The organism is Pseudoalteromonas sp. S1609, from assembly GCF_005887255.1.
Classification (GTDB): Bacteria; Pseudomonadota; Gammaproteobacteria; order Enterobacterales; family Alteromonadaceae; genus Pseudoalteromonas.
Genome location: NZ_PNDJ01000032.1, coordinates 23958 through 50384 on the forward strand (window position 1 = coordinate 23958; position 26427 = coordinate 50384).

Sequence of the window (26427 nt, forward strand, 5' to 3'; positions counted from 1 at the left end):
ACTTGTTAAGAGCCTAATTTAATGGAGTAATTAATGGCGTTTGAGCAATGGGCAGCCTTGCCTTGGGTAAAATCTCAAAAAGATAAAATTCAATGGGGCGAACTTCTAGGCAGTGGCTTAAGCATTGCTATTGCACAAGGTGTTAAGCAGCAAGACAACTTAGTGTTAATTGTTACCCCTGATACACCAAGTGCTCTGCGCCTTGAAACAGAATTAGAGTACTTGCTGCCTGATAACCCAGTAATGGTTTTTCCAGATTGGGAAACATTGCCTTATGATCACTTCTCTCCCCACCAAGATATTATTTCAGCACGTTTAGCAACACTCAATACACTGAAAAAAGAGCAACAAAGCGTGCTCATTGTGCCGGTATCAACCTTGATGCTGCGCACTGCCCCAGCATCATTTATATACGGCTCAACGCTGAATTTTAAAGTAGGCGACAGATTAGATACCCATGCCCTGCGGGACAATTTAGAGCAAGCGGGTTACTTACATGTGCAACAAGTCATGGAGCATGGCGAGTACGCTATACGCGGCTCAATTGTTGATTTATACCCCATGGGGAGTAAGCATCCATTTAGGCTCGACTTTTTTGATGATGAGCTTGATACCATCCGTTTATTTGATGTGGAAACTCAGCGCTCAGACGATAAAGTAGAAAAAATTGAGCTACTACCTGCTCATGAGTTTCCTACTAACGAATCAGATATTGAACGTTTCAGAATAAGCTATCGTGAAAAATTTGGCGCAAGTGCTGAGCAAGACTCAGTCTACATGCAGGTCAGCAAGGGTAATTGGCCAGCAGGTATAGAATACTACATGCCGCTGTTTTTTGAAGGCTTAGCAACCATTTTTGACTACTTGCCTGACTCAACAACCGTCATGCAATTAGGGGATTTAGAGCATGCAGCAGATAACTTTTGGCACGATGTTAATGTACGCTATGAGAACCGCCGAGTAGATCCTCTGCGCCCACTATTACCGCCCGATGAGTTATATCAGCCAATTAATGAGCTGTTTTCCAATTTAGGTAATTATGGCCGCATTCGTCTATCGCAAGCAAAGCTAGGGACAAAAGCGGGCAATAAAAATCTCGCAGTTAATGAATTGCCTAATGTACGCATCGATCATAAACAACACCAACCCTACGATGCATTTATTAACTATGTAGCTGAGCAAAAAAAGAAAAAAGGCCGAGTGGTTATTAGTGTTGAGTCGGACGGTCGACGCGAATCATTACTGAGTATATTAAAACCCAGCGGCTTAAAATTTAAAGAATTTGATAGCTTTGAGCAGTTTACCAACAGCAGTAATGACGTTGGTTTAATTGTCAGTCCGCTTGAGCAAAGTGTGGTGCTTAGTACTAAACCAAGCTTGAGCATTATTACCGAGCAAGAATTGCTTGGGATCAAAGTATCACAACGCAGACGCCGTAAGCACAAATATGAAGCAAGCCAAGACGCGTTAATTCGTAACTTAGCAGAGCTTAAAGAAGGACAACCGGTTGTGCACCTTGACCATGGTGTGGGCCGTTATCAAGGGCTGCAAACGATTGATGCCGCCGGTGTGGTGACTGAATTTGTGACCATTACTTATGCAGGTGAAGCAAAACTGTATGTGCCGGTATCGGCACTTCATATGCTTAGTCGTTACTCTGGGGGTGAAGAGGCCAGTGCGCCCCTGCATAAGCTCGGCTCTGATGCCTGGGATAAAGCAAAAAAACGCGCCGCTGAAAAAGTCCGTGATGTGGCTGCTGAGTTACTCGATATTTACGCACAACGCCAGGCTAAGCCTGGTAATAAGTTTACGCTTGATGGCCAAGCTTATCGCCAATTTAGTGATAGCTTTCCGTTTGAAGAAACAGATGATCAACGTAACGCCATTGAAGCGGTACTTGGTGACATGCAGTCAAAACAAGCCATGGATCGTTTAGTATGTGGTGATGTTGGTTTTGGTAAAACCGAAGTAGCTATGCGGGCAGCCTTTGTAGCGGTTAACGATAATAAGCAGGTGGCTATTTTAGTCCCTACCACCCTACTTGCTCAACAACACTACGATAATTTTAAAGACCGCTTTGCTGATTTTCCAATTGAAGTGGGGGTGCTATCGCGTTTTAATTCGGCCAAAGAGCAAAAAGAAACCCTAGAAAGAATGAATGATGGCAAGCTAGATGTGGTTATTGGCACTCATAAATTGATTCAACAAGATATCAACTTTAAAGATTTAGGCCTGTTAATTGTTGATGAAGAACACCGATTTGGGGTTCGTCAGAAAGAAAAAATTAAAGCTCTGAGAGCTGATGTAGACATACTCACTCTGACCGCAACCCCTATTCCGCGTACATTAAACATGGCGATGAGTGGCATGCGTGATTTATCAATTATTGCCACTCCACCGGCTAAACGTTTAGCGGTTAAAACCTTTGTACGCCAACGCGACGAAGAGCTTATTCGCGAAGCGGTACTACGTGAAATTAAACGTGGCGGCCAAGTATACTTTTTACATAACAACGTAGAAACCATTGAACGTGTCGCTCAAGAAATTAGCGAATGGGTGCCTGAGGCAACAGTAACCTCTGCACATGGTCAAATGCGAGAGCAAGAGCTAGAGCAAATAATGACCGATTTTTATCATCAAAAATACAATGTCCTTGTGTGTACCACGATTATTGAAACCGGTATTGATGTGCCCACAGCAAACACCATAATTATGGATAGAGCCGATAAACTTGGTCTTGCTCAGCTACACCAATTGCGCGGACGTGTAGGTAGAAGCCATCACCAAGCCTATGCTTACTTACTTACCGGTAACCCTAAGGCACTCTCTAAAGATGCGAAAAAACGTTTAGATGCGATTGCCTCATTGGAAGATTTAGGTGCAGGCTTTGCATTAGCAACTCATGATTTAGAAATTCGTGGTGCGGGTGAGCTATTAGGCGATGATCAATCAGGGCAAATGCAAACCATTGGCTTTAATTTATACATGGAAATGCTTGAGCAGGCCGTTAACGCACTTAAAAATGGTCAAGAGCCAACCCTTGAAAATCTATTACAAAAACAAACAGAAGTAGACTTAAAGTTACCTGCCTTGTTACCTGATGATTATATTCATGATGTTAACGCGCGTTTAGGTATGTACAAGCGAGTAGCAAGTTGTGCTAACCTTGCTGATATTGATGAGCTGCAGGTAGAATTAATAGACCGCTTTGGTTTATTACCCGATGCAGCGAAAAACTTATTTAGTTTACAACAACTAAAGATGCAAGCGAGTAATCTAGGCATAACCAAAATAGAGGCTAACCCGAAAGGGGGCTACTTTGAGTTTAGTCAAAACACTAAGGTTAATCCTAGCTTCATTATTGGTTTGATACAAAGTGCGCCACATATTTATAAGATGGATGGCGCAAATAAATTACGCTTTGCCATTAGCGAGGCGAATGCCCGTGAACGCTTAAAAATGATCACTGCTATGATTGCAGATTTCGAAAAAAAGGTTAGCCATTAATGTTGCTGAAAAAATCGCTGGTTGTTTTATGCTGCTTGTTTAGTAGTACTGCATTTGCAGAGCGTTGGTTTGAAGTAGAAGTGTTGATATTTAAACAACCCTTTGCCCCATACCTACAAGAAGACTTTAGCTTAAAGCACGACGCCATTGAAGATAAAAACACCTTAGATTTACTAAGCCCTGTTTATAAAAGCCAAGCAATGGACGCATGTATAAACGGCGATCCGCGTTTTCAAAAGCGTACCTTTGCTGACACTCTAGTCAACTCAAACCCTCAGTCAGCAGCGTGTAACGACAGCATTGATTATGTCAAGAGTTACGATGTACTGCCAGTGATCCCTCAAGCACCTGCACAAGAGACGATGGAGCAAACTTACCTGTTAGCCCCTGAGCAGTTGCAGTTTGAATCACAACGTCAAGCCCTAGACCGTAAAGGGTTAACTCCTTTATTACATACTGGGTGGCGATTTGAAGGTGCGAGCAAATCACGTTCGCCTAGCATTCACTTGTTTGCAGGCAGCCAATTAAAAAACAATATGAACACCACGATTAGCTACGCAGATTCTGATTTTATTAGCTTAATAAATACGCCTGAGCCACTGTTTGACGAAGTTCAATCTCCCGAAATGAAATGGGAATTAGATGGACTATTTAAAATACACTTGCGCCATTACTTATTCATTAATGCACACTTTGATATAAGTGAAAAACGTGACAATGGCGATCTAGAATCAGCCCGCTTTTCACAGTTTAGGCGAGTTTTCAGTGAAGATATTCATTATTTTGATCACCCTCGTATGGGGATGATTGTGCAAATTCGAAAATTTAATCATTAACGGTATTTATTCAAGGAAAATAACAATGAAGAAATTACTCATTATTGCAGCGGCACTGAGTCTTGCTGCTTGCTCAAAAGTAAGCTTAGAAAATTACGAAAAGATTAAAATAGGTATGGACAAAACAGAAGTTGAAGCCATGTTAGGTAGTGCTGATAATTGTGTGGAAAAAACACTGCATACCAGCTGTACTTGGGGTAATGACGCTAAAAATATCGAAATTACCTTAGTATCAGACAAAGTAACGCTATACAGTAAAAAAGGACTAACGGATAAATAGTCTAGTTTAGTTAAGTAAAAAAGAGGAATAACCTGTGTTATTCCTCTTTTTTACTGTCGCTGGTGTAAATCAGCTCTATATTAACAATTTTACTGCGATTTAAAGTGATTTTATAGCGCTGATACAGCGCATTATCAGATTCGGTTAAAACCAATACCATATTTAATTGGTAGCGTCTTTCAACTCCTTGCTTAGAGATTTTATTATTATCTAAATGGTAGAGCTTCCCTTCCCCCTTTTTTAAATAACGTGCAAATGGTGCAAGATTAAATTGCAATGTTTGTTGTAAGCTATCATAGCCTGGCAAAAATTCTTTAGCACTGACCCGCGTTTCACTAGCAAAATGCAGCCATTGTGCCGCCTGTTTATTTTGCTGACGACGCTTAGAGAAAATTTTCCTCACTTCTTTAGGGATTTTTTTAAACCGCGTATATTCTAACCAAATAAACTGGCTCGCTACTTTATCTTTTGTGATACTGTTTTTAAAAATAAAGCGCCATTTTGGCCGCCCTCGCACAATAGCACGCCAAATAATACGAGTGATATCCTCTTTAAATATCTCTCTTAACCCGTAAATAACGCCTAAAATCAAAATCAATGAAGCGGTTATTTCAGTAAAGGTAGAACGTGCATTTAAAATAACCACCATCACAAAAGCCATTATAACGGCTGTTACAGAGCCTTTTACCAACCGTTTTAAATAACTATTAAGATAACGGGTTTGGCGCTGTAAAATCACCCCATGCTCTATTAAACGCTGCAATAGGCGCATTTTATTGGTGATTCTGTTGGCGTCTTTAAGTGTTGAGTCAGAATTATATTGTTGCTCTGCTCGGTACTCACTTTCTGACTTACAAAAGTTTAATAAGTCATTTCGCTCTTTTGCGTGATCGCTACTGCGCGGCCCTTCATCAAGCAGCTTTAAAAAAGTTTGTTCAATTTGCCAACTTAGGTAATTATCAGCATTGGTATAAAACGGGATCAGCTTTTCGTTATCTGGGGTGTAACGTCTGAGTTTTCTGAGTAAGCTTTGGCTTTGCTCGCAAAGCTCCATGGCCCGTTGATAAAATTCATCGCTTTCTTGAATTTTTAACGCATCTTTAATATCAGCATCAATGGCGAGACGTACTTGATAACAATATAAATTTAAATTTTGTCGGTAGTCTTGCTGCTCACCTTTGTTTTTACTCACAAAGCGGCTTCGCACTAATGGAAGGTGAATGTTATTCGCGTTATAGGCTACAAAAGATTTAAATTGGTTATTAAAGTAAGACTCTTCGCTGAGTGTTTGTGCATTAATTCCCATTTCATTTGGGATAGAAAAATAAAGATCGAGACGCTGCTCTGCACGCGGTGATAATTGCGGTTCAATAACAAACGATAAATTTTCGTCTTGCTTTAACAATGGTGCCTCCTAATTTTACTTACCTGAGTTTACGTGCCTCTTTAATTTTGTTCAACAAAAAAGGCCTAGTAAAAACTAGGCCTTTTAGTGGTTCTAATTAGTTAAAATTAGAATTTAACGTTTACGTTTGCGAAGAAACGACGACCTAGTACATCGTATGTGTACGGGTCAGTGTTTGAATCATTGTTACCAGTGTAGTAAGGAGGCTGTTTATCGAACAAGTTGTTTACACCTGCAGTAAGAGAAACAGTATCATTTACTAGGTAGCTACCACTTAGGTCACTATAGATAACTGATGGTGTTGTAGGTGCATAACACGTGTCTTTATTTAGACATGCGTAGCTATCCATACCCGCGATGTAACGCATTTGGTATTGTGCATCCCAGTTATCGCCAGACACATTAATGGTTAGGTTTGACTTAAGATCTGCGTAACCACCTGAACCAGATGTTACTAAGCCTGCGTAATCAACAGGAGAACCAGTTACTTCTACAACATATTCATCTAAGTAAGTTGTATCTAAGCCCGCTTTCCAGTTAAGACCTACTGCTTCAAAGCTGTATGCAAGATTTAAATCAACACCCGATGTCTTTTCAGAACCAATGTTTTGTAATTGGTTGTTAAAAGTAATACGACCCGTAGAATCTAGATTTACATTTGCTGACTGACATAGTGCAGAACCTGCATTAGTGTCTACAGCTAAACACTGATCAACAATGTATTGATTGTCTACAGTTGCAATTGCGTTTTCAATTTCAATTGAGTAGTAATCAAGTGTCATTGAGAAACCATCAAACCACTGCGGTTCATACACGATACCCGCAGTAAATGTATCAGCTTCTTCTGGTGTTAATGCATCATTACCACCAACAGTTACTTCAGCCTGCTCTTGTGCACCAGGGAATTCAACTTGATTAAATGATGGAGAGTTACCTGAGTATAATTCTGAAACCGTTGGAGCACGGAAAGCCGTTGAAACAACGCTGCGTAGCATTAATTCATCATTTGCTTTCCATGTTAAACCTAATTTCCATGTATTATCAGAACCAAACGTGCTGTAGTCGAATGCACGAATAGCGGCACTAAGCTCTACATTTTGCGCAAATGGTGCATCTGTTAGTAGTGGAAGCGCAAATTCAACATAGGCTTCGTTTACATCAAAGCCACCTGCTGTTGGTTCAACCATAGGGTCATTTGCAAGGCCTTGCGCAGTTAGTGAATCTGGTGTGAACCACGCTTTTTCTTGACGACGCTCTACACCCGCAGCAAATGCTGCATAACCTGCAGGTAATTCAAATAACTCGCCAGAAACAGATGCCGCGATAATGAATAACTGGCTGCCACCATTATTTACTTCTGTGTATACATTTTTACGGAAACCTTCTGAAGTCCAAGCAGACTGATCTAACGGGTTAAATGTGCCCTCAACTTCGCCATCTACGGTACGTAAAATACTATCGCCGATCGCACCCATGTTGTGTAAGTTACTTAACTTATCAACCGAATCGTTACGGCCGAAGTTCGCTGAAACGTCCCAAGAGTAATCGCCTACAAAACCTTCAGCACCAACAACGGCGCGAACAGTGTCAACTGACTGTTCAAAAATACGTGGACCAGTATCAGACATACGGCGACCGTAGAAAAGGTCATCACCGTACGCATAGTTTGCAGATTCAGTAATGTATTTACCATCAGCATCTACATCTGCGTAACCATCACCGTTACGGTCTACTTTACTTGTGTATGATTGACCAAGAAGTGAGTCACCCATTGATTCATCATATTTAAAACCAAACCATACAGGTTGTGGTGCCATTTGCTGCTCTGACCAACGCTTGGTGTAAGTGAACTCAGCGAATAAACTTGTATCATCACTAATTTCGTAAGTTGCAATACCCGTTAAATTTAAACGCTCCATTGGCGTGTATAAGTAACTTGTTGGTGAAAAGTTGTAACGATCAGCATCAGTAAATGGGTGTAGACCACCTTGACCACTTAAACCGTTGTCGCCTTGTGCCAAGCCAACGCTAACTTCTTCGCCTTTATCGTTTAATGCTGTTGTAGTACTGTCTTGCCAAATGTGACCACCCTCAGCATAAACAGAACCACCGTTACAGTTTAACCCGTTTGCATCTTCTGCGATTGGGCAATCTGAAAAGTCACGATCTGCTTGTGATGCTTTACCTCGATCTGTGTACTGCATGCCGATAACGATATTACCTTTATCGAAAGAGCTACCCACAGTGAAATCTATAGAGTTTTCTGTTGCATCGCCTTCACCGGTAATTGCAGAATTTACGTTCATGTCTAGGCCTTCAAAATTATCTTTTAAGATAATATTGACTACGCCTGCTACCGCATCAGTACCGTATACAGCAGATGCACCATCTTTAAGTACTTCTACTTGTTTGATCATCGAAACCGGAATGGTGTTTAAATCAACCGTTGATGCTGCACCAGTACCTGATGCAATCATACGACGACCATTAACAAGTACTAATGTACGGTTAGCACCTAAGCCACGTAAATCGATACGTGCGTTGCCACCCGAACCATTATTAATACCTGGGTTGGTCATTGCACCGCCCGTAGCGGTCATTTTTTGTAAAACACTATCAATACTTGTTGCACCCATAGCTTGAATGTCATCAGCACCGATAAGTGTAACTGGGCTTGCGTTTTCCATGTCTGAACGCTTGATACGAGAACCCGTTACTTGAATTTTTTCAATTGACTTTACTGCTTCGTCTGCAGCTAAAACTTGAACACTTGAGAACATTGGGATTGCTGCAATTACAGCTAAACCAAGAGTTGATTTTTTCATGGATGAACCCTACTTGTTGAAATTTACCTAAATTGGTAACGCTCACTTTTATGAGAATTTTGAGTGAGCGGGGGCAACTTAGGCGCCTTTAACTGAACGAAAACTTAACTGAAGATCACTATATAAACAGCCAAAATTAAGGTACCCCATGAAAGGGACAAAGGTTACAGCATGTTTCATTGTTAATTAATAAAAACAGATAAAAGTCATGAACTTAACCAAGCGCAATCACATAAAAAACATAGGTGAAATCAAATATATGGAGTTTGTAATCAAATGTAATTTAATCATTAATGTGCCCTTAATAGGTAAATTAACATGTTAATCACAGCTCATTATTAAAACGGTAAAACTAGGTGTTAATTACTAACCATATTTATGCAAGTAGATTGTTTATTTAGTCTGAATTTTTTTACTAAAAGTTTTAATCGTGCAAATTTTATGTTTATTGAGAGTTTCAATCTAGATCTATACCTATAAAGGAGTAATAGCAAAACGAGGGTGTAATAGAAGAAAAGTATTTTATTGCATATGTTGGTATAGCGCTGATCAGATTTGATTATTGGGTATCATTGCGCTTACAGTCCCAGCGCTTTAACTTAGTAATGAATGTAGCTTTTTTATGCTGAGCATAAAACAGACCCTAACATCGGCTAGGAAAGAAACTATGCCTCAGGAGTGTGTTACACAAAAAATAGTGCGATTATGAATAATTGAAAACTAAAACATTTTAGTAAGTAACATTAAAATAATATTCAACCGTTTGGTTAACCGAAGTGCTTTCATTAACTGCAGTGAGCACTAATTTCCAAACCATATTTTGCTCTGAGCAAATACCAACCATAGTATCGGCTAACCAAATATTATCTTGTTTAGTAAACTGCAATGGAATGTAACCCATATACATAGTTACTCCCTCCAATTTAGCCGCTGTTATTGTTAGATTATTAGGTAAGTGAGCATAAATTGAAAACGGTGTCTCTGGTGATAAGATTTCTTCGCTTAACCAAACCTTAACTTGATTTTCAAAGTGACATGGTTTGTTATTTTTACACTCAGTTTGCGATTGGCTTACTTTTGCTGTTGATGTTGATCCAGAAAAGTCACAACCTAGTAAAAATAATAGAAAAGAAAGTAAGCATACTCTATATATATACATGCAGGTTCTCAAATATCTAATGTATGGGCCCAACATTTAGGGCAAGTTGGTTGATTATCGGCTTTAATGAGTGAGTAAGGTACAAATCACCTCAAAAAATAGACAGCAACTCAATAAAGTTTGATTGATGTCATATTATTACGCAATTGACCTATCTTTTTAAGGCCAAAAAATTTATCATTTCAACCGCAAAAAAAACAAGTATTTCTTGAGATTATTATCTTTAACAACCACATGTTGTGGGGGTTAGATAGTATACTTTGGAATAATAGTAGGTCCTACTTTAACAAGTAGGTAATTCATTTCTAAACGCATTTATTGCAGCGGAAGCCAGAAAATGAGCCAAACAGTAGCATCACAAACTGAGTACAATTATAAAGTTGTACGCCAATTCGCTATTATGACAGTGATTTGGGGCATCGTTGGCATGGGTATTGGGGTTCTGATTGCTGCCCAACTAGCTTGGCCAGCACTTAACTTTGACACACCATGGTTAACTTACTCTCGACTTCGTCCGTTACACACGAACGCAGTAATTTTCGCATTTGGTACAAGTGCTCTTTTTGCGACGTCTTATTACGTCGTACAACGTACATGTCAAACGCGCCTTCTTTCAGATAAATTAGCCGCCTTCACCTTTTGGGGTTGGCAGTTAGTGATTGTTCTAGCAGCAATTACTCTACCTATGGGTATTTCAAGTTCTAAAGAGTATGCAGAACTTGAGTGGCCTATCGATATCTTAATTGCTGTTGTTTGGGTAACGTACGCTGTTGTATTTATGGGCACTATTGCTAAACGTAAAGTGGCTCATATTTATGTAGCTAACTGGTTCTATGCTGGTTTCATTATTACTGTTGCAGTACTTCATATTGTTAACAGCATGGCTGTTCCAGTCTCACTAACTAAATCATACTCAATTTACGCCGGTGCGGTTGATGCGATGGTTCAGTGGTGGTACGGGCACAATGCTGTAGGCTTCCTTCTTACTGCTGGCTTCTTAGGTATGATGTATTACTTTGTACCAAAGCAAGCAGGTCGTCCAGTTTACTCATACCGTTTATCGGTTGTTCACTTTTGGGCTCTTATCTCGCTTTACATTTGGGCAGGTCCTCACCACCTTCACTACACTGCGCTTCCTGATTGGACGCAAAGCTTAGGTATGGTGATGTCTATTATCTTATTCGTGCCGTCTTGGGGGGGTATGATCAACGGTATTATGACACTTTCAGGTGCATGGCATAAGTTACGTACTGACCCGGTACTTCGTTTCTTAGTGGTTTCATTGTCTTTCTACGGTATGTCGACGTTTGAAGGCCCAATGATGGCAATTAAATCTGTAAATGCGTTATCGCACTACACAGATTGGACTGTAGGTCACGTACACTCAGGTGCACTAGGTTGGGTTGCAATGATTTCTATCGGTGCAATTTACCACCTTATCCCTGCGTTATTCTCGCAAGGTCGTATGTACAGCATTAAATTAATCAATACACACTTCTGGTTACACACTGTGGGTGTTGTTTTATACATCGTTGCAATGTGGATTTCAGGTGTAATGCAAGGCCTAATGTGGCGTGCAGTTAACTCTGACGGTACATTAATGTACAGCTTTGTTCAGTCTTTAGAAGCCTCTCATCCTTTCTATGTTATGCGTTTCTTAGGCGGTGTATTCATCGTTACAGGTATGCTGGTTATGGCTTATAACGTTTATCGTACAGTTTCAGCGAAAAATAACTCGCTAGAACTTGATGAACAAGCGCAGTTAGCATAACGGAGTCAGATAATGAGCAATAAAAATTCGCAAAATAAACACGAAATTATCGAGAAAAATATCGGCCTTATGGCCATCTTGACTGTTTTCGCAATCAGCTTTGGTGCATTGGTAGAAATTACTCCGCTAATGTTCCAAGACGACACAACTAAACCCGTTGATGGGTTACGCCCGTTAAATGCGCTAGAGTTTGAAGGTCGTGACATTTATGTGCGTGAAGGTTGCGCTAACTGTCACTCACAGATGATCCGTCCATTTCGTGATGAAGTTGAGCGCTATGGTCACTACTCTGTAGCGGGCGAGTCAGTATGGGATCACCCTTTCCTTTGGGGTTCTAAACGTACTGGTCCTGACCTTGCACGTGTAGGTAAGCGTTACTCAGATGATTGGCATTATGCTCACTTAGTTGACCCACGCGCCGTGGTTCCTGAGTCGAACATGCCAGGATTCCCTTGGTTAGCAGAGACCACGCTTGATACAAGCTTGACTCTGAAAAAACTTAAAATTTTCCGTGATGCTTTTGGAATCGATAGCCGTACAGACCGTTATGATGGTTTAGGTTACGGTAGTGATGAAGAACTAATCGCTGACATTGCTAAAGTTGACGCAATGAATGACGGTAAAGGTGCAACAGAAATGCAAGCCCTTATTGCTTATTTGCAACAACTTGGCACACATTTGAAGTAGATTATTATGGACTACGGGACATACAGAGGCATTTTGACTCTGGTAATTTTAGTATTATTTATTGTGATTGTTGGATGGGCATATAGTAAGCGCAGTAAAAGTCGTTTTAAAGACGCTGCTAATGTCATATTTGAAGATGAAAAAAAACACAACAATACACTCTCTAACGAGGAAAAGGGGTCTGAGAAATGACTAGCTTTTGGAGTATATGGGTTATTGTATTAACCCTTGCATGCTTAATCATTATCTTTGGTCTACTAGTTTGGAACTTAAAAAACTATGTAGGTGTAAAAGAAGGTGAAAGCTGTGGACATGAGTTTGACGGCATTGAAGAATTAAACAATCCACTACCAAAATGGTGGACTTACATGTTCTTCGCAACGTTTGTATGGTCTGTTTATTACTTAGCAGCATACCCAGGTTTAGGTAACTGGGAAGGCTTAGCAAAGTGGACCAGCTCAAACCAAGGTGTTACTTCTTTAACTGAATCGAAAGAAGCAGTCATTGATGCTAAAGAAGATGGCCGCTTTGTAAAGCTAGATGCAGAATATCGTGCTGCTGAAGAGCGTTTTGGCCCAATTTTCAATGAATTGGCACAAATCCCTGTTACTGATTTAGTAGAGTCTAAGTTTGCTGGTGATGCAGCACAACAAGTAGCACTAGAAAACGGTACTAAGCATGAGCAAACGCAAGGTCAACTAGCGGTTGAAATTGGTCAGCGCTTATTTGCTCAAAACTGTGCACAGTGTCATGGCTCTGATGCTCGAGGTGGTACTGGCTTCCCTAACCTAACAGATAAAGATTGGTTATACGGTGGTACACCTGACAAAATCAGAGAAACATTACTTTTAGGTCGAGTTGCAGCAATGCCACCTTGGGGTGATGCATTAGGTGAGCAAGGCGTTAAAGAAATGACAGCTTATGTACTTAGCCTATCTGGTCGTACTGTTAACCAAAAAGATGCCGATGCAGGTAAAGCGAAATTCGCGATGTGTGCAGCATGTCATGGTGCAGATGGTAAAGGTTCAGTTGCACACAACTTACCGTTTGGTGCACCAAATCTAACTGATAACATTTGGTTATACGGTGGCTCTCAACGTGCTGTTGAAGAAACACTTAACCATGGCCGCGCTGGTGTAATGCCTGCTTGGAAAGAGATTTTAGGCGAAGATAAAATTCACCTATTAACTGCTTACGTTTACAGCTTATCGCAAGATAAATAACGATAAAGTTAACAAAACGTTTCAGTTTTAATCTTTTTATTTCAATAGATTAATACAGATCAAAAAAGCCTCCACTCGGAGGCTTTTTTTTAGTCTTTTCGATCTATTTATTATAATATAGCCGCACATTAATTAATTTTAGAGCGACTATGCAACCGACTCCGTGGTATAAAAATTTTTGGCCTTGGTTTTTAATCTTCTTTCCATTAGCTGCAATTATTGGCTGCATTAGTTTATTTATTACAGCCATTGGTAACGGCCCAGATATGGTTGTGGACGATTACTATAAAAAAGGCAAAGCAATCAACTTAGAGCTGATCAAGTTTGATAAAGCAAAAGCCTTGTATTTACATGGTGACCTAAATGTATCTGATGAGCGAGTAAGCTTTAAATTTACTAAAGGCGATACGAGCAACATTCACGCGCTAAAATTATCGTTTTTTCATCGCACTATAAAAGCTCATGATTTTGAAGCTACCCTCACTCCAAATGCTAATCAAGAATTTACTGCATTATTAGAAAGCTACACGCCTGGTGCTTACTCAGTGTTTATTGAACCTGTTGATGCTAGTTGGAAAATGAAAGAAAGTGTCACTTTACCAACCACAACCACCGTTTTAGTTACTCCTAACTATAAGTAGTATTTAGTATGTCTAAAAATTGCTTTCATTGTCTTGAAAGTGTGCCGGCAGGGTTTGACGCACACGCTATTATAGACAATACCGCTGAGCCAATGTGTTGCATTGGCTGCCAAGCGGTTGCTCAAAACATCATTGACCAAGGAATGACCGACTACTACAAATACCGCACCGTAAGTGCCGGCAAAGTAGAGCAACTGGTTCCTGAACAGCTCGCTTTTATTAAAAGCTATGACAATGAAGATATCCAAGATGAATTTATTAGTACGCACAACAACAACTCTGAGGTATTACTGAGTGTTGAAGGTATAACCTGCGCCGCCTGTGCCTGGCTAATTGAAAAGCAATTATTAAACCTTAAATCGGTAAAACGCGTTGATGTAAATACCTCAACAAATCGTGCCATGATCCACTGGGATAAAAGCGCCACGCCTTTAAGTGAGCTAATTACCTCATTGGCTGAAATAGGTTATAAAGCGTACCCCTTTCAATCTGATTTAGAAGCTCAGCAAAAGCAGCAAACTGCCAAAGCGTATATTCGTCGTCTCGGTGTTGCAGGTTTGATGACCATGCAAGTGATGATGTTTGCCTTTGCAATGTACTTTGGCATGTTCTCTGGAATGGACAGCAATTTTGAACAGTACTTTAGATGGATCAGTTTAATTCTCGCTACCCCCGTTATCCTATACAGCGCCCTGCCCTTTTTAAGTAATGCAATTAATGGCTTAAAAGCAAAACAGTTGAATATGGACTTACCAGTATCATTGGCTATTTTTGGTGCTTATGGCGCTAGCTGTTATGCCACAGTAATGGAAGTAGGCGAGGTTTACTTTGAATCTATTTGTATGTTTACCTTTTTACTCTTATTAGGTAAATACTTAGAATTTAGAGCGCGTTTAAAAGCCAGTGAATTCACTGCTAACTTGCAAAAGTTGTTACCCCTTACTGCCCGTACGCTCGATGAACGCGGTAATGAGCACATCATTGCCGCCAAAAAACTCAAACTTAACGATATTGTGTTAATAAAGGCAGGCGAAACCATTCCTGCTGATGGCATATTAGTTAAAGGCAGTACCAGTGTTGATGAGTCGATGATGACCGGCGAACATCAACCAGTACGAAAGTACATTGATCATAACGTGTATGCAGGCACGGTTAATCATGATGGTATAATTGAAATAAAAATCAACAAGCTAGGCCAAAATACCCTGCTTAATCAAATTATTCGCCTGCAACATAATGCCCTGACAAAACGCCCAAGACTGGTTGAAATTACCGATAAAGTAGCGCAGTGGTTTGTTGCTGTATTACTAGTATTTGCCTCCATAACTGCGATTGGTTGGTATCAGGTAGATCCTGACGTTGCATTTTGGATCACTATTTCGGTGTTAGTGGCCACTTGCCCGTGCGCATTAAGTTTAGCAATTCCAACCGCATTAACCTGTGCTGTAGCAACCTTAACCCGCAAAGGCATATTAATAAAGCAAGCGCATGTGCTCGAAACGCTATCAAAGCTCACTTTATTTGCCTTTGATAAAACAGGTACGCTTACACAAGGTAAATTTAGCCTCGACGTGATTGACATACTTGATGATAACTACAGCAAAGAGCAAATTCTTGATATTGCAGCCCAGCTTGAAAGTTATTCTGAACACCCTATTGCCAGTGCATTTAAGGAGTTTAAAGGACAGCGTAAATTTGACGATGTACAACTCCACCCAGGCATTGGGATAAGCGCCCAGTTTGATAATACCCATTACGCTATTGGTAAAAGTGGCTGGTTTGATACAAAGAAAACCAACGCACAAGCCACGCTTTATATAAACAAGCAGGCTGTTGCACGCTTTTACTTTGTAGATAAAGTTAAAGCTGATGCCGATAAGCTAATTAATGTTTTACAAGCGGCTAACCTTAGTTGCCATATGCTAACTGGTGATGCATCTGATGCGGGTGCCAAAGTAGCTAAAAAGTTAAAGCTTGATTCAGTACTTGCCAGTTGCAGTCCAAAAGATAAACAAAATGCCGTTGATCACTGGTCATCGCAAGGTGAAATTGTTGCTATGGTTGGTGATGGCGTAAACGACAGCCCAGTATTTGCCAGTGCCCATTTATCTATCGCCATGGAAACCGGTGCCGATATATCTAAAAATAGTGCTGATGTTGTATTGCTAAACAGTGACTTAGCTTCTATCTCGCACTTGTTAACTATTGCTAAACAAACACGACGTATAATTAAACAAAACTTGGCGCTTTCTTTATTATATAATGGCTCTATATTACCGCTAGCGGCTATGGGCTTAGTTGCGCCATGGATGGCCGTTATTGGTATGTCTGCCAGCTCTATTATTGTGATATGTAATTCACTAAGGCTATTAAAGTTATGAGCATAATTTATATTTTAGTTCCTATCGCTATTTTGTTTGTATTAATTGCTATTGGCGTATTTTTTTGGGCAGTAAAAGGCGAGCAATTCTCTGATTTAAACAAGCAAGGCCATAGTATTTTGTTTGAAGACGACAAAGAGCAGCACAATAAAAGTAATGATTGACCCTATTTTTGTTAGCGCTTTTTTAATGGGCTTAATTGGCAGTGGTCATTGCATTGCTATGTGTGGTGGTATTGCCAGCTCATTGCAACTTGCCAGCAATAAACGTCAAACGTGGTTATATTCTCTAGCTTATAACAGCGGTCGAGCTTTAAGTTATATGCTAGCAGGAGCCCTTGTTGCGGGTATTAGTAGCCAGTTTGCTACGCAAAATTCTGCCTTTTCATTATTTTTGTCATTTTTAGCCGGTATTTTTATGTTACTGGTTGGCGTTTATATTATGCGCCTAGCCGCCACCTTACAGTGGCTCGAAAAACTAGGTAAAACCCTCATTTGGCAGCACTTAATTAAACTTAATAAGTATTTAATGCCCATTGATTCGCCTCTAAAAGCGCTTGGTTATGGTGCGTTATGGGGCTGGTTACCGTGCGGTTTAGTATATTCTGCACTTACTTGGGCAATGACCAGTGGCAGTGCCATTAATGGTGCTTTAGTTATGCTGGCATTTGCCCTAGGCACATTTCCTGCCATGATCACCTTAGGTATGGCTGCACAAAAGCTAAATACGCTTTTTAATCACCCATGGACACGAATAACATTAGGCAGTGTTATCATTTGGTATGGTATCTACCTCCTGATCATTGCAACAGATAAGCTAGTGCATTAACATTATAAAATGTCGTGCATAGAAATTTAACGGATTGAACTTATGGATTTTTCTCAAAGTCGTGCTAAAGGTAATTGTGCCATTAGCTGTAATAACTGCAGTATTAGCCAGTTATGTTTACCATTTTCTTTAAATGGCCAAGAAATGGATAAACTTGATGAGATCATTGAGCGAAAAAAACCATTACACAAGGGTGACTACTTATTTGAATCGGGGGCGCCTTTAAATGCAATTTTTGCGGTTCGTTCAGGTTCGTTTAAATCGTATACTTTGTCTGAGCAAGGCGATGAACAAATTACCGGCTTTCACTTAGCTGGCGACCTTGTTGGGTTTGATGCCATCAATAAAATGCAGCACCAAAGCTTTTCTCAAGCACTAGAAACCTCAATGGTATGTGAAATCCCCTTTGATACACTTGACGAACTCGCTGGTAAGTTGCCTAAGCTTCGCCAACAAATTATGCGTTTAATGAGTAGTGAAATAACCTACGATCAAGAAATGCTGTTATTACTCAATAAAAAGTCTGCCGAAGAACGTCTAGCGAGTTTTATTTATAATTTATCAGAGCGTTTTGGTGAGCGTGGTTTTTCACGTAAAGAATTTAGATTTACCATGACCCGCGGTGAAATTGGCAACTACCTTGGTTTAACTGTTGAAACCATTAGCCGTTTATTGAGTCGTTTTCAAAAAGCTGACTTAATTAAAGTAGAAGGTAAGTTTATTACTATTTTAGATAATGACGCGCTTGCAAAAACAGCTGCTATTATAAAACCCCGTTAATAATAGTTTCTCATTTTAAAATTAATCCCCCCTAAATCAGAGCGTAATTATTGCAATTATGCTCTATCTCTACTAACACTTTGAGTAGAGGTATTAACCATTCACTTTTAAGAGTCGATGAAGATAATTACTTATCTAGCTCATTTTCTAACATAAAAGCAACTACGTCCTATTACACTCTTATATAGAAGGACAATCTTATGCCTTATTCTTTATTTCTATTTATCACTCTTTCTTTAAGTATTTTATTTAGTAGTCAAGTATCAAGCTCTATGATCCCCGATGATGGAATTGATGACTCACAAGCACTAAAAGACTTGATTTTAAACACTGCAGAAAACTCTGAGCTTAAAATAGACAAACCAGGAGTTTACGATATATGTTCAGCTATTATCGTCAGAAACCTTAGTAACATTACTATCACCGCTAATGCTGGCGTCATACTAAAAAAGTGTGACCAATTTGAAGGAGAATATATTTTATCCTTTTATAATTCACGCTTCATAGAAATTAATGGTTTTATTTTTAGAGGGTTAACGACAGACAAAATTAATTATGTTTGGGGTGAGCAAGGTATCCTTTTTGCAGGCTCCGAAGATATTTCAATTAAACATAATCACTTTTATGATTTTGGTGATGCGGCTATAAGAGCAACATCTTCACATTTATCATCCCATGATGCGAATATAAATTCTTTCAGAATTGATATTCGTAATAATTACTTTGAAAATGTCACACAAGTAACAACTACTCACCCGTGGAATAATAACTATGGAGGTACGCATGATATTACAGTTGAAGATAATATTTTTGAGGGATTGAAGGGATCATTGAAATTTGCCACGGTTAAACCTGTATCAAAGGCTCTAGTAAGATATAACACTTTCAAAAACACCAAAGGCACTGCTATAGAAATTACTTATTATTCTAACGTAAAAATTATTGCTAATACCTTTATAGACAGTGATAAGTTTATCCTCAATGCTTACCCAAATAAACCAAGAAGTGTAACGGAGCCTTTTAATTGGGGAAATATTTATTTTACTCACAACACTATTTTACGTTCTAAGGGAGGCATTAGAATACAGTCAGATGTAACCGACGAGCTAATAGATGACAAATACGTTAGAGGCATTTATATCAATAACAATCACTTTATTAACGTTGATATGACCGTTTATCCTGAAAAAAAATATTGGTATCTTATTAACTTATTCAGTAGAGGTGGAAAGAGTTATCTGTTTTCTACCATTAAAGATAACGTTTATAACTTACTACCTGAAGTGGGCTTTGTGAAAAAAATGAGTGGATTCACTGTAGAAGATAACACTTTAATAAAACCTGAGAATAATTAAATCTTTATAAAGCCCTACATGCTTTTATTCAACATAAAGAGTTTTAAAATTAGAGAAACTTTATTTCTTGATATAGAACAATAATCTTAGTGCTACCCCCTTTAACTGTTGTGTATTTGCGTTACACTAAATGTATAACTGTTAAGTGAATGGAGTAGCACAATGGAAACGATTAAACGTATTATCGCGGTTATTGATCCAACTAAAGACGATCAAAACGCCCTCGCGCGTTCAATAGATTTAGCCAAAAAATCGGGTGCAAGCATTACCGCCTTTATGACGGTTTACGATTTCTCTTACGAAATGACTACTATGCTATCAGGCGATGAACGTGAAGCAATGCGTCAAGCCGTCCTTAAAGATCGTGAGCTATGGCTTAAAGAGCTGATCTCTCCTTATCAAAATATAAATATAGATACGCAAGTTATTTGGCATAATCGCCCATACGAGGCAATAATTAATACCGTTATCAATGATAAATACGACTTGGTTATCAAAGGTACGCATCAACATGGCGCACTAAAAGCGGTTATTTTTACTCCTACAGACTGGCATTTAGTTAGAAAATGCCCAACGCCCGTTCTATTTGTTAAAGATATGCAATGGCCAGCACAAGGTAATATTTTAGCTGCTGTGAATGCAGTAAGTGAAAATGAGCAGCACCTATCACTTAATAAACGCATAATTAAAGATGCACAATTTTTATGTGAACTGGCTAATGCTAAACTTAACTTAGTCAATGCCTACCCTGCTACACCGGTAAATATTGCCATAGAAATTCCTGAGTTTAATCCTGGGCTTTACAACGAATCAGTTAAAAAACATCACATTGAATCAACCAATGAATTAGCTAATGAGTTTAACCTAACCTCTGATCAATGCTTTATTGAAGAGGGATTGCCAGAAGATGTGATACCGGATGTTGCAAATCGTTTAAATAGTGAGTTAGTGGTTATTGGCACTGTGGGACGTACCGGCTTAAGTGCTGCATTAGTGGGTAACACCGCTGAGCATGTTATTGACAGCCTCGATTGTGATGTACTTGCATTGAAACCTGATGGCTATGTTAGTCCACTCGCAGAAAGTTAACGTTTGCTGTAGCTGTGATATTACATATGGCATATAATACGCCCCTTTATTTTTAGCAATTAATTTTGCCGTACTGTTTATAAGGGGGCGTAGTGTCTCATTCTGCTCAAGCCAAAGCTCAACACAACTTAAATAAGCTTCAAAAGCGTTTACGTCGCCTCACAGGTCAAGCTGTCATGGATTTTAACATGATAGAAGAAGGTGATCGTATCATGGTGTGCTTATCTGGCGGAAAATTATATTAAATATCTTTTTTGTATTTATTAATATTTTTTTTGTTTCTTCCAACCTATTATTCTTCAAGAAAAATTAAAGTCATTCATTAATATTTAGATTCTTTTTTGCTCTTTTTGTAAAGTACGCTATATTTTACAAATCCACTTATAGTAATGATTGGTTTTGTAAAGTATGAATGTTAGTCAATATAAAGTTGGATCTAAGCGCTTTATAGCCTTTATTGGCTTAAATGATATTCCTATTTTACCTCTAGCAAATACGTTTCTATATGATGTATTTTTAAACACATCATATTCAACCAAACTCCGTGTAGCGTATGAACTCAAAACCGTACTTAATTATTTTGACGCAGAAGCAATTGATCTAGAGCTTAGAGTTAGCTCTGGTTTGTATATAAGTGCGAATGAATTAAGTCATTTCTATGGGGAGATGCGCCTAAAAAAAGATTCGTTTTCACAAAAAAATCTATTTTCAGTACCTGATAATAGTGAAAGTAAATATATCAGGAATGCAATTTCAGCATCCTCATTTAATAAAAACAAAGTATCAACAGAAACATCAACAGGCAGAATAAGAACTCTTAGGAAATATTTAGTATATATCCATGAACACTATCATGGTGATCGACAAGCACCGCCCAATTTAAAGGATTCATATAATAGGGTTATTTCAAAGTTAAAATTACGAGAAAGCTATACTCAAGATACTAATAAAATTTCAAGTGTAGAGTTAGTTGAAACTGTAATACCTGATGAAATTTATGATTCATTTAAAGAAATAGTTTTACCTAGTTCAAAAGATAATCCTTTTAAAAAGTGTAAGTTACGCAATTATTTAATTCTATCAATATTGAGACAAACTGGTATTAGAAGAAGTGAAGTTTGTAAGTTAAAAATTTCTGATTGCCAATTTTATGGTGATTATAACAAGATAAAGATTTATTCAAGCCCAGATGATCCTACTGATACTAGATTAAATAAACCTGATAAAAAGTGTGGGAGAGCACATTTCGCAGGGATTAGTGTAACGTTAATGAAAGAAATTCATTTTTATATTCACCATGTAAGAATAAAATTTGAAAAAGCTACTCTGCATGATTTTCTATTTGTATCAGAAAAGAATACTCACAAAACAGCGGGGCTTCCAATTACTAGGGAAATGGTTAATTATATTTTGTGCAAAGTTTCTACTAAACTTGGATATAAAATTCACCCACACACTTTAAGGCATAAGTGGAATGAGAAACTAAGTATAAAAGGAATGAATAAAGGTCTTGATTCGGAATTCATAGAGGATATGCGAAGAAGTGCTATGGGGTGGCAACCTGACTCAAAGATGGGCCGAGTTTATAATGATAAACATGAGCAACTGTCGGCAATTGAGCTAATGAAAGAACATCAGGAAAAAATAGATGGAACCAAAAAGTGAACCCAAGCTGCCGGCTAATATCCCTGAATTACCAAAGAAGTTTATTTCGCAAGCGGGTATTAAAGTTGAAACATTTAATAATACTTGGGAGTTAGCACATTTAGGTAAAGGACGTAAAACTAATATTGCATGGCTTCAATCCTTTCCTAGGACTTCAAAGCTAAAATATATATTACTCGATACTCTGATTTACTACGCAGAAACAAAATCTGCTTCAACTGTCACTACGATTATTGCTTCTTTGAGACAGGCTTTTCCAAACGATTGTAGTGACATATCTGAATTTGAGAATATATGGCATGTACTAAGAGGCTCGACAAAAAAAACTATAAGTGGTTTTTTAAACTCATCATTAAAATTGAATCACACGTTACTTGATAAGCACTATAGGCTAGCTTGTAAATATAGTTATAAACAAAGCTTTAATGGTTTACATCCGACAAAAGGTAGACTAACAGATTACGAATATGACTCTATACTTGAGAACCTTAGGATAAAGTGCAGAAGTATTCCAAATCAGCCTCCAGAAGACCTTCATTACTACACTAAAGTAAGTGAAAAGAACAATAATTTCATAAACCTGAAAAGTCTGGTTGCTTATCGTTTACTTATACAGTTAGCAAGACGCCCAAGACAAATAGTTATGCTAAAGTGGTCAGATATTTTACCAGTTGGAATATCATTCAATGATAAAAATTTAAATGGTGAGCCAATAAATACGGGGGTTAAAACACTTCATGTTAGATGTTATAAAATCAAACAAAGCAATCAAGATTTTAACTTTCGTCTTTTCCCTGAAAAATGGTCAATACCTCTAACAGAGTCATTCTCGGCGTTATTATTAAAGTACAGGGAGATTTATTGTAAAGGCCTAAGCTTAGCTATTAATGAGTGTGGGGCACAATTAAGTACTGCTCAATCTGAAACTTTAATAAATCATTGCCCAATAATTCCAGATATTAAAATTTTTACAGCTGATTTCTCTGATAGTGAACTTATTGATTCAATTTTATACGAAAGATCACAATTGTTTCATGCATCAGAAAGTATTTTTAAAAACGCAGAGAATAGTTATGGCAAAGGTTTATCTGAACGCACTGGTAGAGTCGTTGGAACAAATAACAGGCTTAGGCACACTTGGCTTTGTAATGCAGCTCTAAATGGTCATCCTATCTCTGAAATTTGTAAAATAACTAATGTAACTGAACCTGGCGCAAGAGCTTATTTGCAATTAAGTTTAAAAGAGAGACAGTATATTGATACTAACTACGCCGCTAATCAGTTACTGCGAGATGCTTTTAACCCAAAGGTATCAATAACTGATGGAGATACAACAGTAGAAAATGAAATTGATATATTTGGAGTAGAGAAAGAACCTTCTAACTGCAATGCATGCGATCATAAGTCCAACTTAACAAGACCATTACCATGTTATGGGTGCCCTAACTTTAGACCTCTATTAGACGCAAATCATAATGCAATTTTAGAACAAGCTATTGCAAAACGTGAATTTATAAAAACATTTAGTAGTAATTACACCAATTCTGGTTCGACAGAGAAGTTAGATAAGGTTATAGCCAATATAAAACTAACAATAGCAATTTGTATTGAAATGAAGCTTCATAATCCAAAGTTGAACAAATGAATATATTCAATAAATACCACCTCGCACTTCAAGATTTACTCCAATCATATTCTAATGAAATACCTAAAAATATTTCTTCTATAGAACATTCAAAACCAACTTGGGATGATCCTGTTTGGTATATTCTAGATGTTGATACAGGAGTTCGTCATCGTTACCTATTTACTAAAGCAGTTAAAGGACAAAGGCGCTCTAAGAATGATTCATACTTCAGGAAATTAAAAAATTACGAGTCAGACTTGCTTACAAAAAATTACGGATTGCTCCTAAAGGTTTATGCGTTGGATGTACAACAGCAAAAGATCGTTAATAATAGCAAGCAATTAAGAATTACTGTAGCGTCACAGATTTTAACAGAAAGTGAAAAATATCGAAATCTAAATGACTTACCTATTCAGTTTTGGAACGACTGTAAACAATCAAATATTTTTTGGGACTTTTGCAAAAGACACCATTTAATCTCTGGTAACTTAAGGCCGCATCATAGTGATAGACTTAGAGCGGCTGACGATATATTCGATAGAGCTAATAAAAATGCTTTCAAAATGCCCAAAGAATCAATGATTTTTTCTCTTGGCTATATTTTCAATGAGGTATTTAAAGATGTAAATAAGAACGGAAAACTCGACGAAGAAGGTATGATTAATATAGTAGATGCAATACCTATAACTGTTGCTTTATTGGGACTTGCTTCACCATGTCGGCTTAATTCAGAAGTTCCTCTACTACAAAATCAAAAACTAAAGTCAATTAAACCTAAAAGTGGACAGCCTATATATTATCTTGATTGGCCAGGCAGTAAAGGGTACCAAGATAATCAAAACCATGTTTTAAAGGCTTTAGCTCCACATGTAAAAAAAGCTATAAATTTCTTTCATGGATACTTTCAACCTGAACGCTATTACGTTCGTTTTTTAAAAAATACCAAACAATCATGGAAGCAGCTTTTAAACGGTTTTATTGTAGATCCGAATAGAGTCAAAGAGTTAGACTTCTCTCAACCTCCAAATATTTTTACGGTTGCGTATGCATTAGGCTTTTACCCAATAAAATATAAAGTAGAAGTACTTAAATGTCATAATAGTATTCTATTAGGTGTTTCTGAACGTCAATGGAAGTGGAATTTAAAGCGTGGTCAGACTAAGAGTAGCCAACTTATTGAGAAGAACATTAGTAAACTATTACTTAGTGATCTAGTTATTAACTTGTCAGCGGTAGATACAACAACCCCTTCAAAATACTCAATACAGAGACTTCTGCAAACAGAAAATTTTACTAAAAGCTTCAAAAATCGCCTTACTATACAGTTCATTACTGATATAGGCTCTATTCAAAAAGAAATTATACGTTTACAGAAAGAAAATATTCCAACATTCCCAAAGTGCTATGTTGAGTCTGAAAAATATATCGACCTTGAACATGCTTTATTTTGTATTGCACCAAACAAACATAATTTTAATTCAGTACATGGAATGTCTGGTAGCCCTTTAAATATAATTTCATTAAGAAAAGTAAAAACAATTTTCGTAAATGCTTTTTCTAACAACAACCCAGCTACAAATATATTTAATAAGTATGGCTTTAAAACTGAAAAACTTCGCCTTCATTCACTACGTCACTTTGCAAATACGTATGCAGAAAAAGGAGGTATTCCCTTAAGTGTCATAGCCTCTTGGTCTGGCAGAACAAGCATAAAGCAAACACTAGAGTATATTCATAATAATGAAGAGACTAACGCTGATAGAGTTACTTCAACATTAGATCTCGATGCTAGTCATATTGATATCCGAGTTATAACAAACGATGAGTTAAAGACTTATGGGGGTCTCCCTGCAAGTATTACTGATACAGGAATATGTGTACAAGAGCTTTCTGTTACACCTTGTAATTATATAAATAATTTTTTAAGTGGCTGTTTTTTATGTGAAAGCTCTTGCTATATATGTGGGGACACTGATGCTATAAAATTACTTGAATATGACCTAAGATTTCAATCAATAAGGCTTGCCAGATTATCAAAACAAGAAAATATACTTAAATCTCCTTGTAAAAAAGATTGGTATTTAAAACACACTAAAGAAGTTGCTCTACTTGAACAGCTTATTCAAATTTTAAAAAATGGACTACATGGAAATATAGCTCGAATATCAACCGAAGAAAAAAAAATTTTTATAACAAACCCTAAGACAAATGTTATAGATGAAGTGAAGTTAACAATTTCTTCAGATGAAAATATTTTAAACCAAATAACAGATAAAACTTCTAGTATTAGCTCCACCCCCGAAGGAATGACAGCGTTACTTTCTTCTTTTGGTGTAACTAATTTTAAAAATAAATCAAAGTAGAACTT

Annotated in this window: 20 protein-coding genes and 1 pseudogene; 18 read left to right on the top strand and 3 right to left on the bottom strand. The window is 37.9% G+C overall.

Translation table 11 applies throughout. The annotated features are described in order from the left end of the window. The first annotated feature begins 33 nt into the window (after positions 1-33). The 3 genes from mfd to CWB76_RS09205 are packed head-to-tail and all read left to right on the top strand — an operon-like array spanning position 34 to position 4623. A complete protein-coding gene (gene mfd, locus CWB76_RS09195) occupies positions 34-3507 on the top strand; it encodes a transcription-repair coupling factor (RefSeq protein WP_138607025.1) in 3474 nt (1157 codons plus the stop codon). Then, positions 3507-4343, top strand: coding sequence for a peptidoglycan binding protein CsiV (locus CWB76_RS09200; RefSeq protein WP_138607027.1), 837 nt, complete (start codon positions 3507-3509; stop codon positions 4341-4343). Before mfd ends, CWB76_RS09200 begins: the two co-directional genes overlap by 1 nt. Before the next feature lie 25 nt (positions 4344-4368). Continuing rightward, positions 4369-4623: a DUF3862 domain-containing protein gene (locus CWB76_RS09205; protein WP_138607029.1), complete on the top strand. Its 255-nt coding sequence runs from the start codon at positions 4369-4371 to the stop codon at positions 4621-4623. A gap of 37 nt (positions 4624-4660) precedes the next feature. On the opposite strand, the gene CWB76_RS09210 is transcribed toward CWB76_RS09205, so the two are convergent. The 3 genes from CWB76_RS09210 to CWB76_RS09220 all read right to left on the bottom strand — a co-directional run bounded on the left by CWB76_RS09210 (position 4661) and on the right by CWB76_RS09220 (position 10012). After that, the gene (locus CWB76_RS09210) at positions 4661-6028 is read right to left on the bottom strand and encodes a hypothetical protein (RefSeq protein ID WP_138607031.1); all 1368 of its coding nucleotides are present in this window, start codon (positions 6026-6028) and stop codon (positions 4661-4663) included. A gap of 107 nt (positions 6029-6135) precedes the next feature. Further along, positions 6136-8853, bottom strand: a complete 2718-nt coding sequence (locus CWB76_RS09215; protein WP_138607033.1) for a TonB-dependent receptor — start codon at positions 8851-8853, stop codon at positions 6136-6138. 730 nt (positions 8854-9583) lie between these two features. Then, the gene (locus CWB76_RS09220; RefSeq protein WP_138607035.1) at positions 9584-10012 is read right to left on the bottom strand and encodes a hypothetical protein; all 429 of its coding nucleotides are present in this window, start codon (positions 10010-10012) and stop codon (positions 9584-9586) included. A 337-nt stretch (positions 10013-10349) separates the two neighbouring features. On the opposite strand from CWB76_RS09220, the gene ccoN reads away from it, so the two are divergent. The 15 genes and pseudogenes from ccoN (at position 10350) to CWB76_RS09295 (ending at position 26422) form a co-directional block, all read left to right on the top strand. After that, positions 10350-11783 carry a cytochrome-c oxidase, cbb3-type subunit I gene (ccoN, locus tag CWB76_RS09225; protein WP_010389600.1) on the top strand — a complete coding sequence of 478 codons (1434 nt, stop codon included), beginning with the start codon at positions 10350-10352 and terminating at the stop codon, positions 11781-11783. A 12-nt stretch (positions 11784-11795) separates the two neighbouring features. After that, complete coding sequence (ccoO, locus tag CWB76_RS09230; protein ID WP_138607038.1) at positions 11796-12470, top strand: cytochrome-c oxidase, cbb3-type subunit II; 675 nt, start codon at positions 11796-11798, stop codon at positions 12468-12470. Positions 12471-12476: 6 nt separating this feature from the next. Continuing rightward, positions 12477-12662, top strand: a complete 186-nt coding sequence (locus CWB76_RS09235) for a cbb3-type cytochrome oxidase subunit 3 (protein ID WP_010389598.1) — start codon at positions 12477-12479, stop codon at positions 12660-12662. Beyond that, positions 12659-13693: a cytochrome-c oxidase, cbb3-type subunit III gene (gene ccoP / locus CWB76_RS09240; protein ID WP_010389597.1), complete on the top strand. Its 1035-nt coding sequence runs from the start codon at positions 12659-12661 to the stop codon at positions 13691-13693. Before CWB76_RS09235 ends, ccoP begins: the two co-directional genes overlap by 4 nt. 149 nt (positions 13694-13842) lie before the next feature. Further along, positions 13843-14334 (top strand): FixH family protein, encoded by a 492-nt coding sequence (locus tag CWB76_RS09245; RefSeq protein WP_138607039.1) that lies wholly within the window; start codon positions 13843-13845, stop codon positions 14332-14334. Positions 14335-14342: 8 nt separating this feature from the next. Then, positions 14343-16715 carry a heavy metal translocating P-type ATPase gene (locus tag CWB76_RS09250; RefSeq protein WP_138607041.1) on the top strand — a complete coding sequence of 791 codons (2373 nt, stop codon included), beginning with the start codon at positions 14343-14345 and terminating at the stop codon, positions 16713-16715. After that, on the top strand, positions 16712-16879 hold the full coding sequence (gene ccoS, locus CWB76_RS09255) for a cbb3-type cytochrome oxidase assembly protein CcoS (protein WP_008109812.1): 168 nt from the start codon (positions 16712-16714) through the stop codon (positions 16877-16879). Before CWB76_RS09250 ends, ccoS begins: the two co-directional genes overlap by 4 nt. Further along, positions 16872-17543, top strand: coding sequence for a sulfite exporter TauE/SafE family protein (locus CWB76_RS09260; protein WP_138570897.1), 672 nt, complete (start codon positions 16872-16874; stop codon positions 17541-17543). The genes ccoS and CWB76_RS09260 overlap by 8 nt, the downstream gene beginning before the upstream one ends. A gap of 42 nt (positions 17544-17585) precedes the next feature. Beyond that, positions 17586-18323: an FNR family transcription factor gene (locus tag CWB76_RS09265; RefSeq protein ID WP_138607043.1), complete on the top strand. Its 738-nt coding sequence runs from the start codon at positions 17586-17588 to the stop codon at positions 18321-18323. A 200-nt stretch (positions 18324-18523) separates the two neighbouring features. After that, entirely contained in the window at positions 18524-19678 is a 1155-nt protein-coding gene (locus CWB76_RS09270) for a right-handed parallel beta-helix repeat-containing protein (protein ID WP_138607045.1), read from the top strand. A 162-nt stretch (positions 19679-19840) separates the two neighbouring features. Then, positions 19841-20767, top strand: a complete 927-nt coding sequence (gene uspE / locus CWB76_RS09275; RefSeq protein WP_138607047.1) for a universal stress protein UspE — start codon at positions 19841-19843, stop codon at positions 20765-20767. A 92-nt stretch (positions 20768-20859) separates the two neighbouring features. Then, positions 20860-21003 (top strand): annotated as a pseudogene (locus CWB76_RS09280) (tRNA 2-thiocytidine(32) synthetase TtcA); the annotation flags it as partial. Between the two features lie 172 nt (positions 21004-21175). Next, the gene (locus CWB76_RS09285; RefSeq protein WP_138607049.1) at positions 21176-22432 is read left to right on the top strand and encodes a site-specific integrase; all 1257 of its coding nucleotides are present in this window, start codon (positions 21176-21178) and stop codon (positions 22430-22432) included. Continuing rightward, positions 22416-24077 (top strand): hypothetical protein, encoded by a 1662-nt coding sequence (locus CWB76_RS09290; protein ID WP_138607051.1) that lies wholly within the window; start codon positions 22416-22418, stop codon positions 24075-24077. Before CWB76_RS09285 ends, CWB76_RS09290 begins: the two co-directional genes overlap by 17 nt. Beyond that, positions 24074-26422 carry a hypothetical protein gene (locus CWB76_RS09295; protein ID WP_138607053.1) on the top strand — a complete coding sequence of 783 codons (2349 nt, stop codon included), beginning with the start codon at positions 24074-24076 and terminating at the stop codon, positions 26420-26422. The genes CWB76_RS09290 and CWB76_RS09295 overlap by 4 nt, the downstream gene beginning before the upstream one ends. Positions 26423-26427: the final 5 nt, after the last annotated feature.

What these genes read in the sequence shown, in the direction of transcription:
- mfd (WP_138607025.1), top strand. Translation starts at nt 34, where the DNA reads ATGGCGTTTGAGCAATGGGCAGCCTTGCCTTGGGTAAAATCTCAAAAA.
- CWB76_RS09290 (WP_138607051.1), top strand. Translation starts at nt 22,416, where the DNA reads ATGGAACCAAAAAGTGAACCCAAGCTGCCGGCTAATATCCCTGAATTA.
- ccoP (WP_010389597.1), top strand. Translation starts at nt 12,659, where the DNA reads ATGACTAGCTTTTGGAGTATATGGGTTATTGTATTAACCCTTGCATGC.
- ccoN (WP_010389600.1), top strand. Translation starts at nt 10,350, where the DNA reads ATGAGCCAAACAGTAGCATCACAAACTGAGTACAATTATAAAGTTGTA.
- CWB76_RS09220 (WP_138607035.1), bottom strand. Translation starts at nt 10,012, where the DNA reads ATGTATATATATAGAGTATGCTTACTTTCTTTTCTATTATTTTTACTA.
- CWB76_RS09285 (WP_138607049.1), top strand. Translation starts at nt 21,176, where the DNA reads ATGAATGTTAGTCAATATAAAGTTGGATCTAAGCGCTTTATAGCCTTT.
- uspE (WP_138607047.1), top strand. Translation starts at nt 19,841, where the DNA reads ATGGAAACGATTAAACGTATTATCGCGGTTATTGATCCAACTAAAGAC.
- CWB76_RS09245 (WP_138607039.1), top strand. Translation starts at nt 13,843, where the DNA reads ATGCAACCGACTCCGTGGTATAAAAATTTTTGGCCTTGGTTTTTAATC.
- ccoO (WP_138607038.1), top strand. Translation starts at nt 11,796, where the DNA reads ATGAGCAATAAAAATTCGCAAAATAAACACGAAATTATCGAGAAAAAT.
- CWB76_RS09205 (WP_138607029.1), top strand. Translation starts at nt 4,369, where the DNA reads ATGAAGAAATTACTCATTATTGCAGCGGCACTGAGTCTTGCTGCTTGC.
- CWB76_RS09250 (WP_138607041.1), top strand. Translation starts at nt 14,343, where the DNA reads ATGTCTAAAAATTGCTTTCATTGTCTTGAAAGTGTGCCGGCAGGGTTT.
- CWB76_RS09260 (WP_138570897.1), top strand. Translation starts at nt 16,872, where the DNA reads ATGATTGACCCTATTTTTGTTAGCGCTTTTTTAATGGGCTTAATTGGC.
- ccoS (WP_008109812.1), top strand. Translation starts at nt 16,712, where the DNA reads ATGAGCATAATTTATATTTTAGTTCCTATCGCTATTTTGTTTGTATTA.
- CWB76_RS09235 (WP_010389598.1), top strand. Translation starts at nt 12,477, where the DNA reads ATGGACTACGGGACATACAGAGGCATTTTGACTCTGGTAATTTTAGTA.
- CWB76_RS09265 (WP_138607043.1), top strand. Translation starts at nt 17,586, where the DNA reads ATGGATTTTTCTCAAAGTCGTGCTAAAGGTAATTGTGCCATTAGCTGT.
- CWB76_RS09200 (WP_138607027.1), top strand. Translation starts at nt 3,507, where the DNA reads ATGTTGCTGAAAAAATCGCTGGTTGTTTTATGCTGCTTGTTTAGTAGT.
- CWB76_RS09295 (WP_138607053.1), top strand. Translation starts at nt 24,074, where the DNA reads ATGAATATATTCAATAAATACCACCTCGCACTTCAAGATTTACTCCAA.
- CWB76_RS09215 (WP_138607033.1), bottom strand. Translation starts at nt 8,853, where the DNA reads ATGAAAAAATCAACTCTTGGTTTAGCTGTAATTGCAGCAATCCCAATG.
- CWB76_RS09270 (WP_138607045.1), top strand. Translation starts at nt 18,524, where the DNA reads ATGCCTTATTCTTTATTTCTATTTATCACTCTTTCTTTAAGTATTTTA.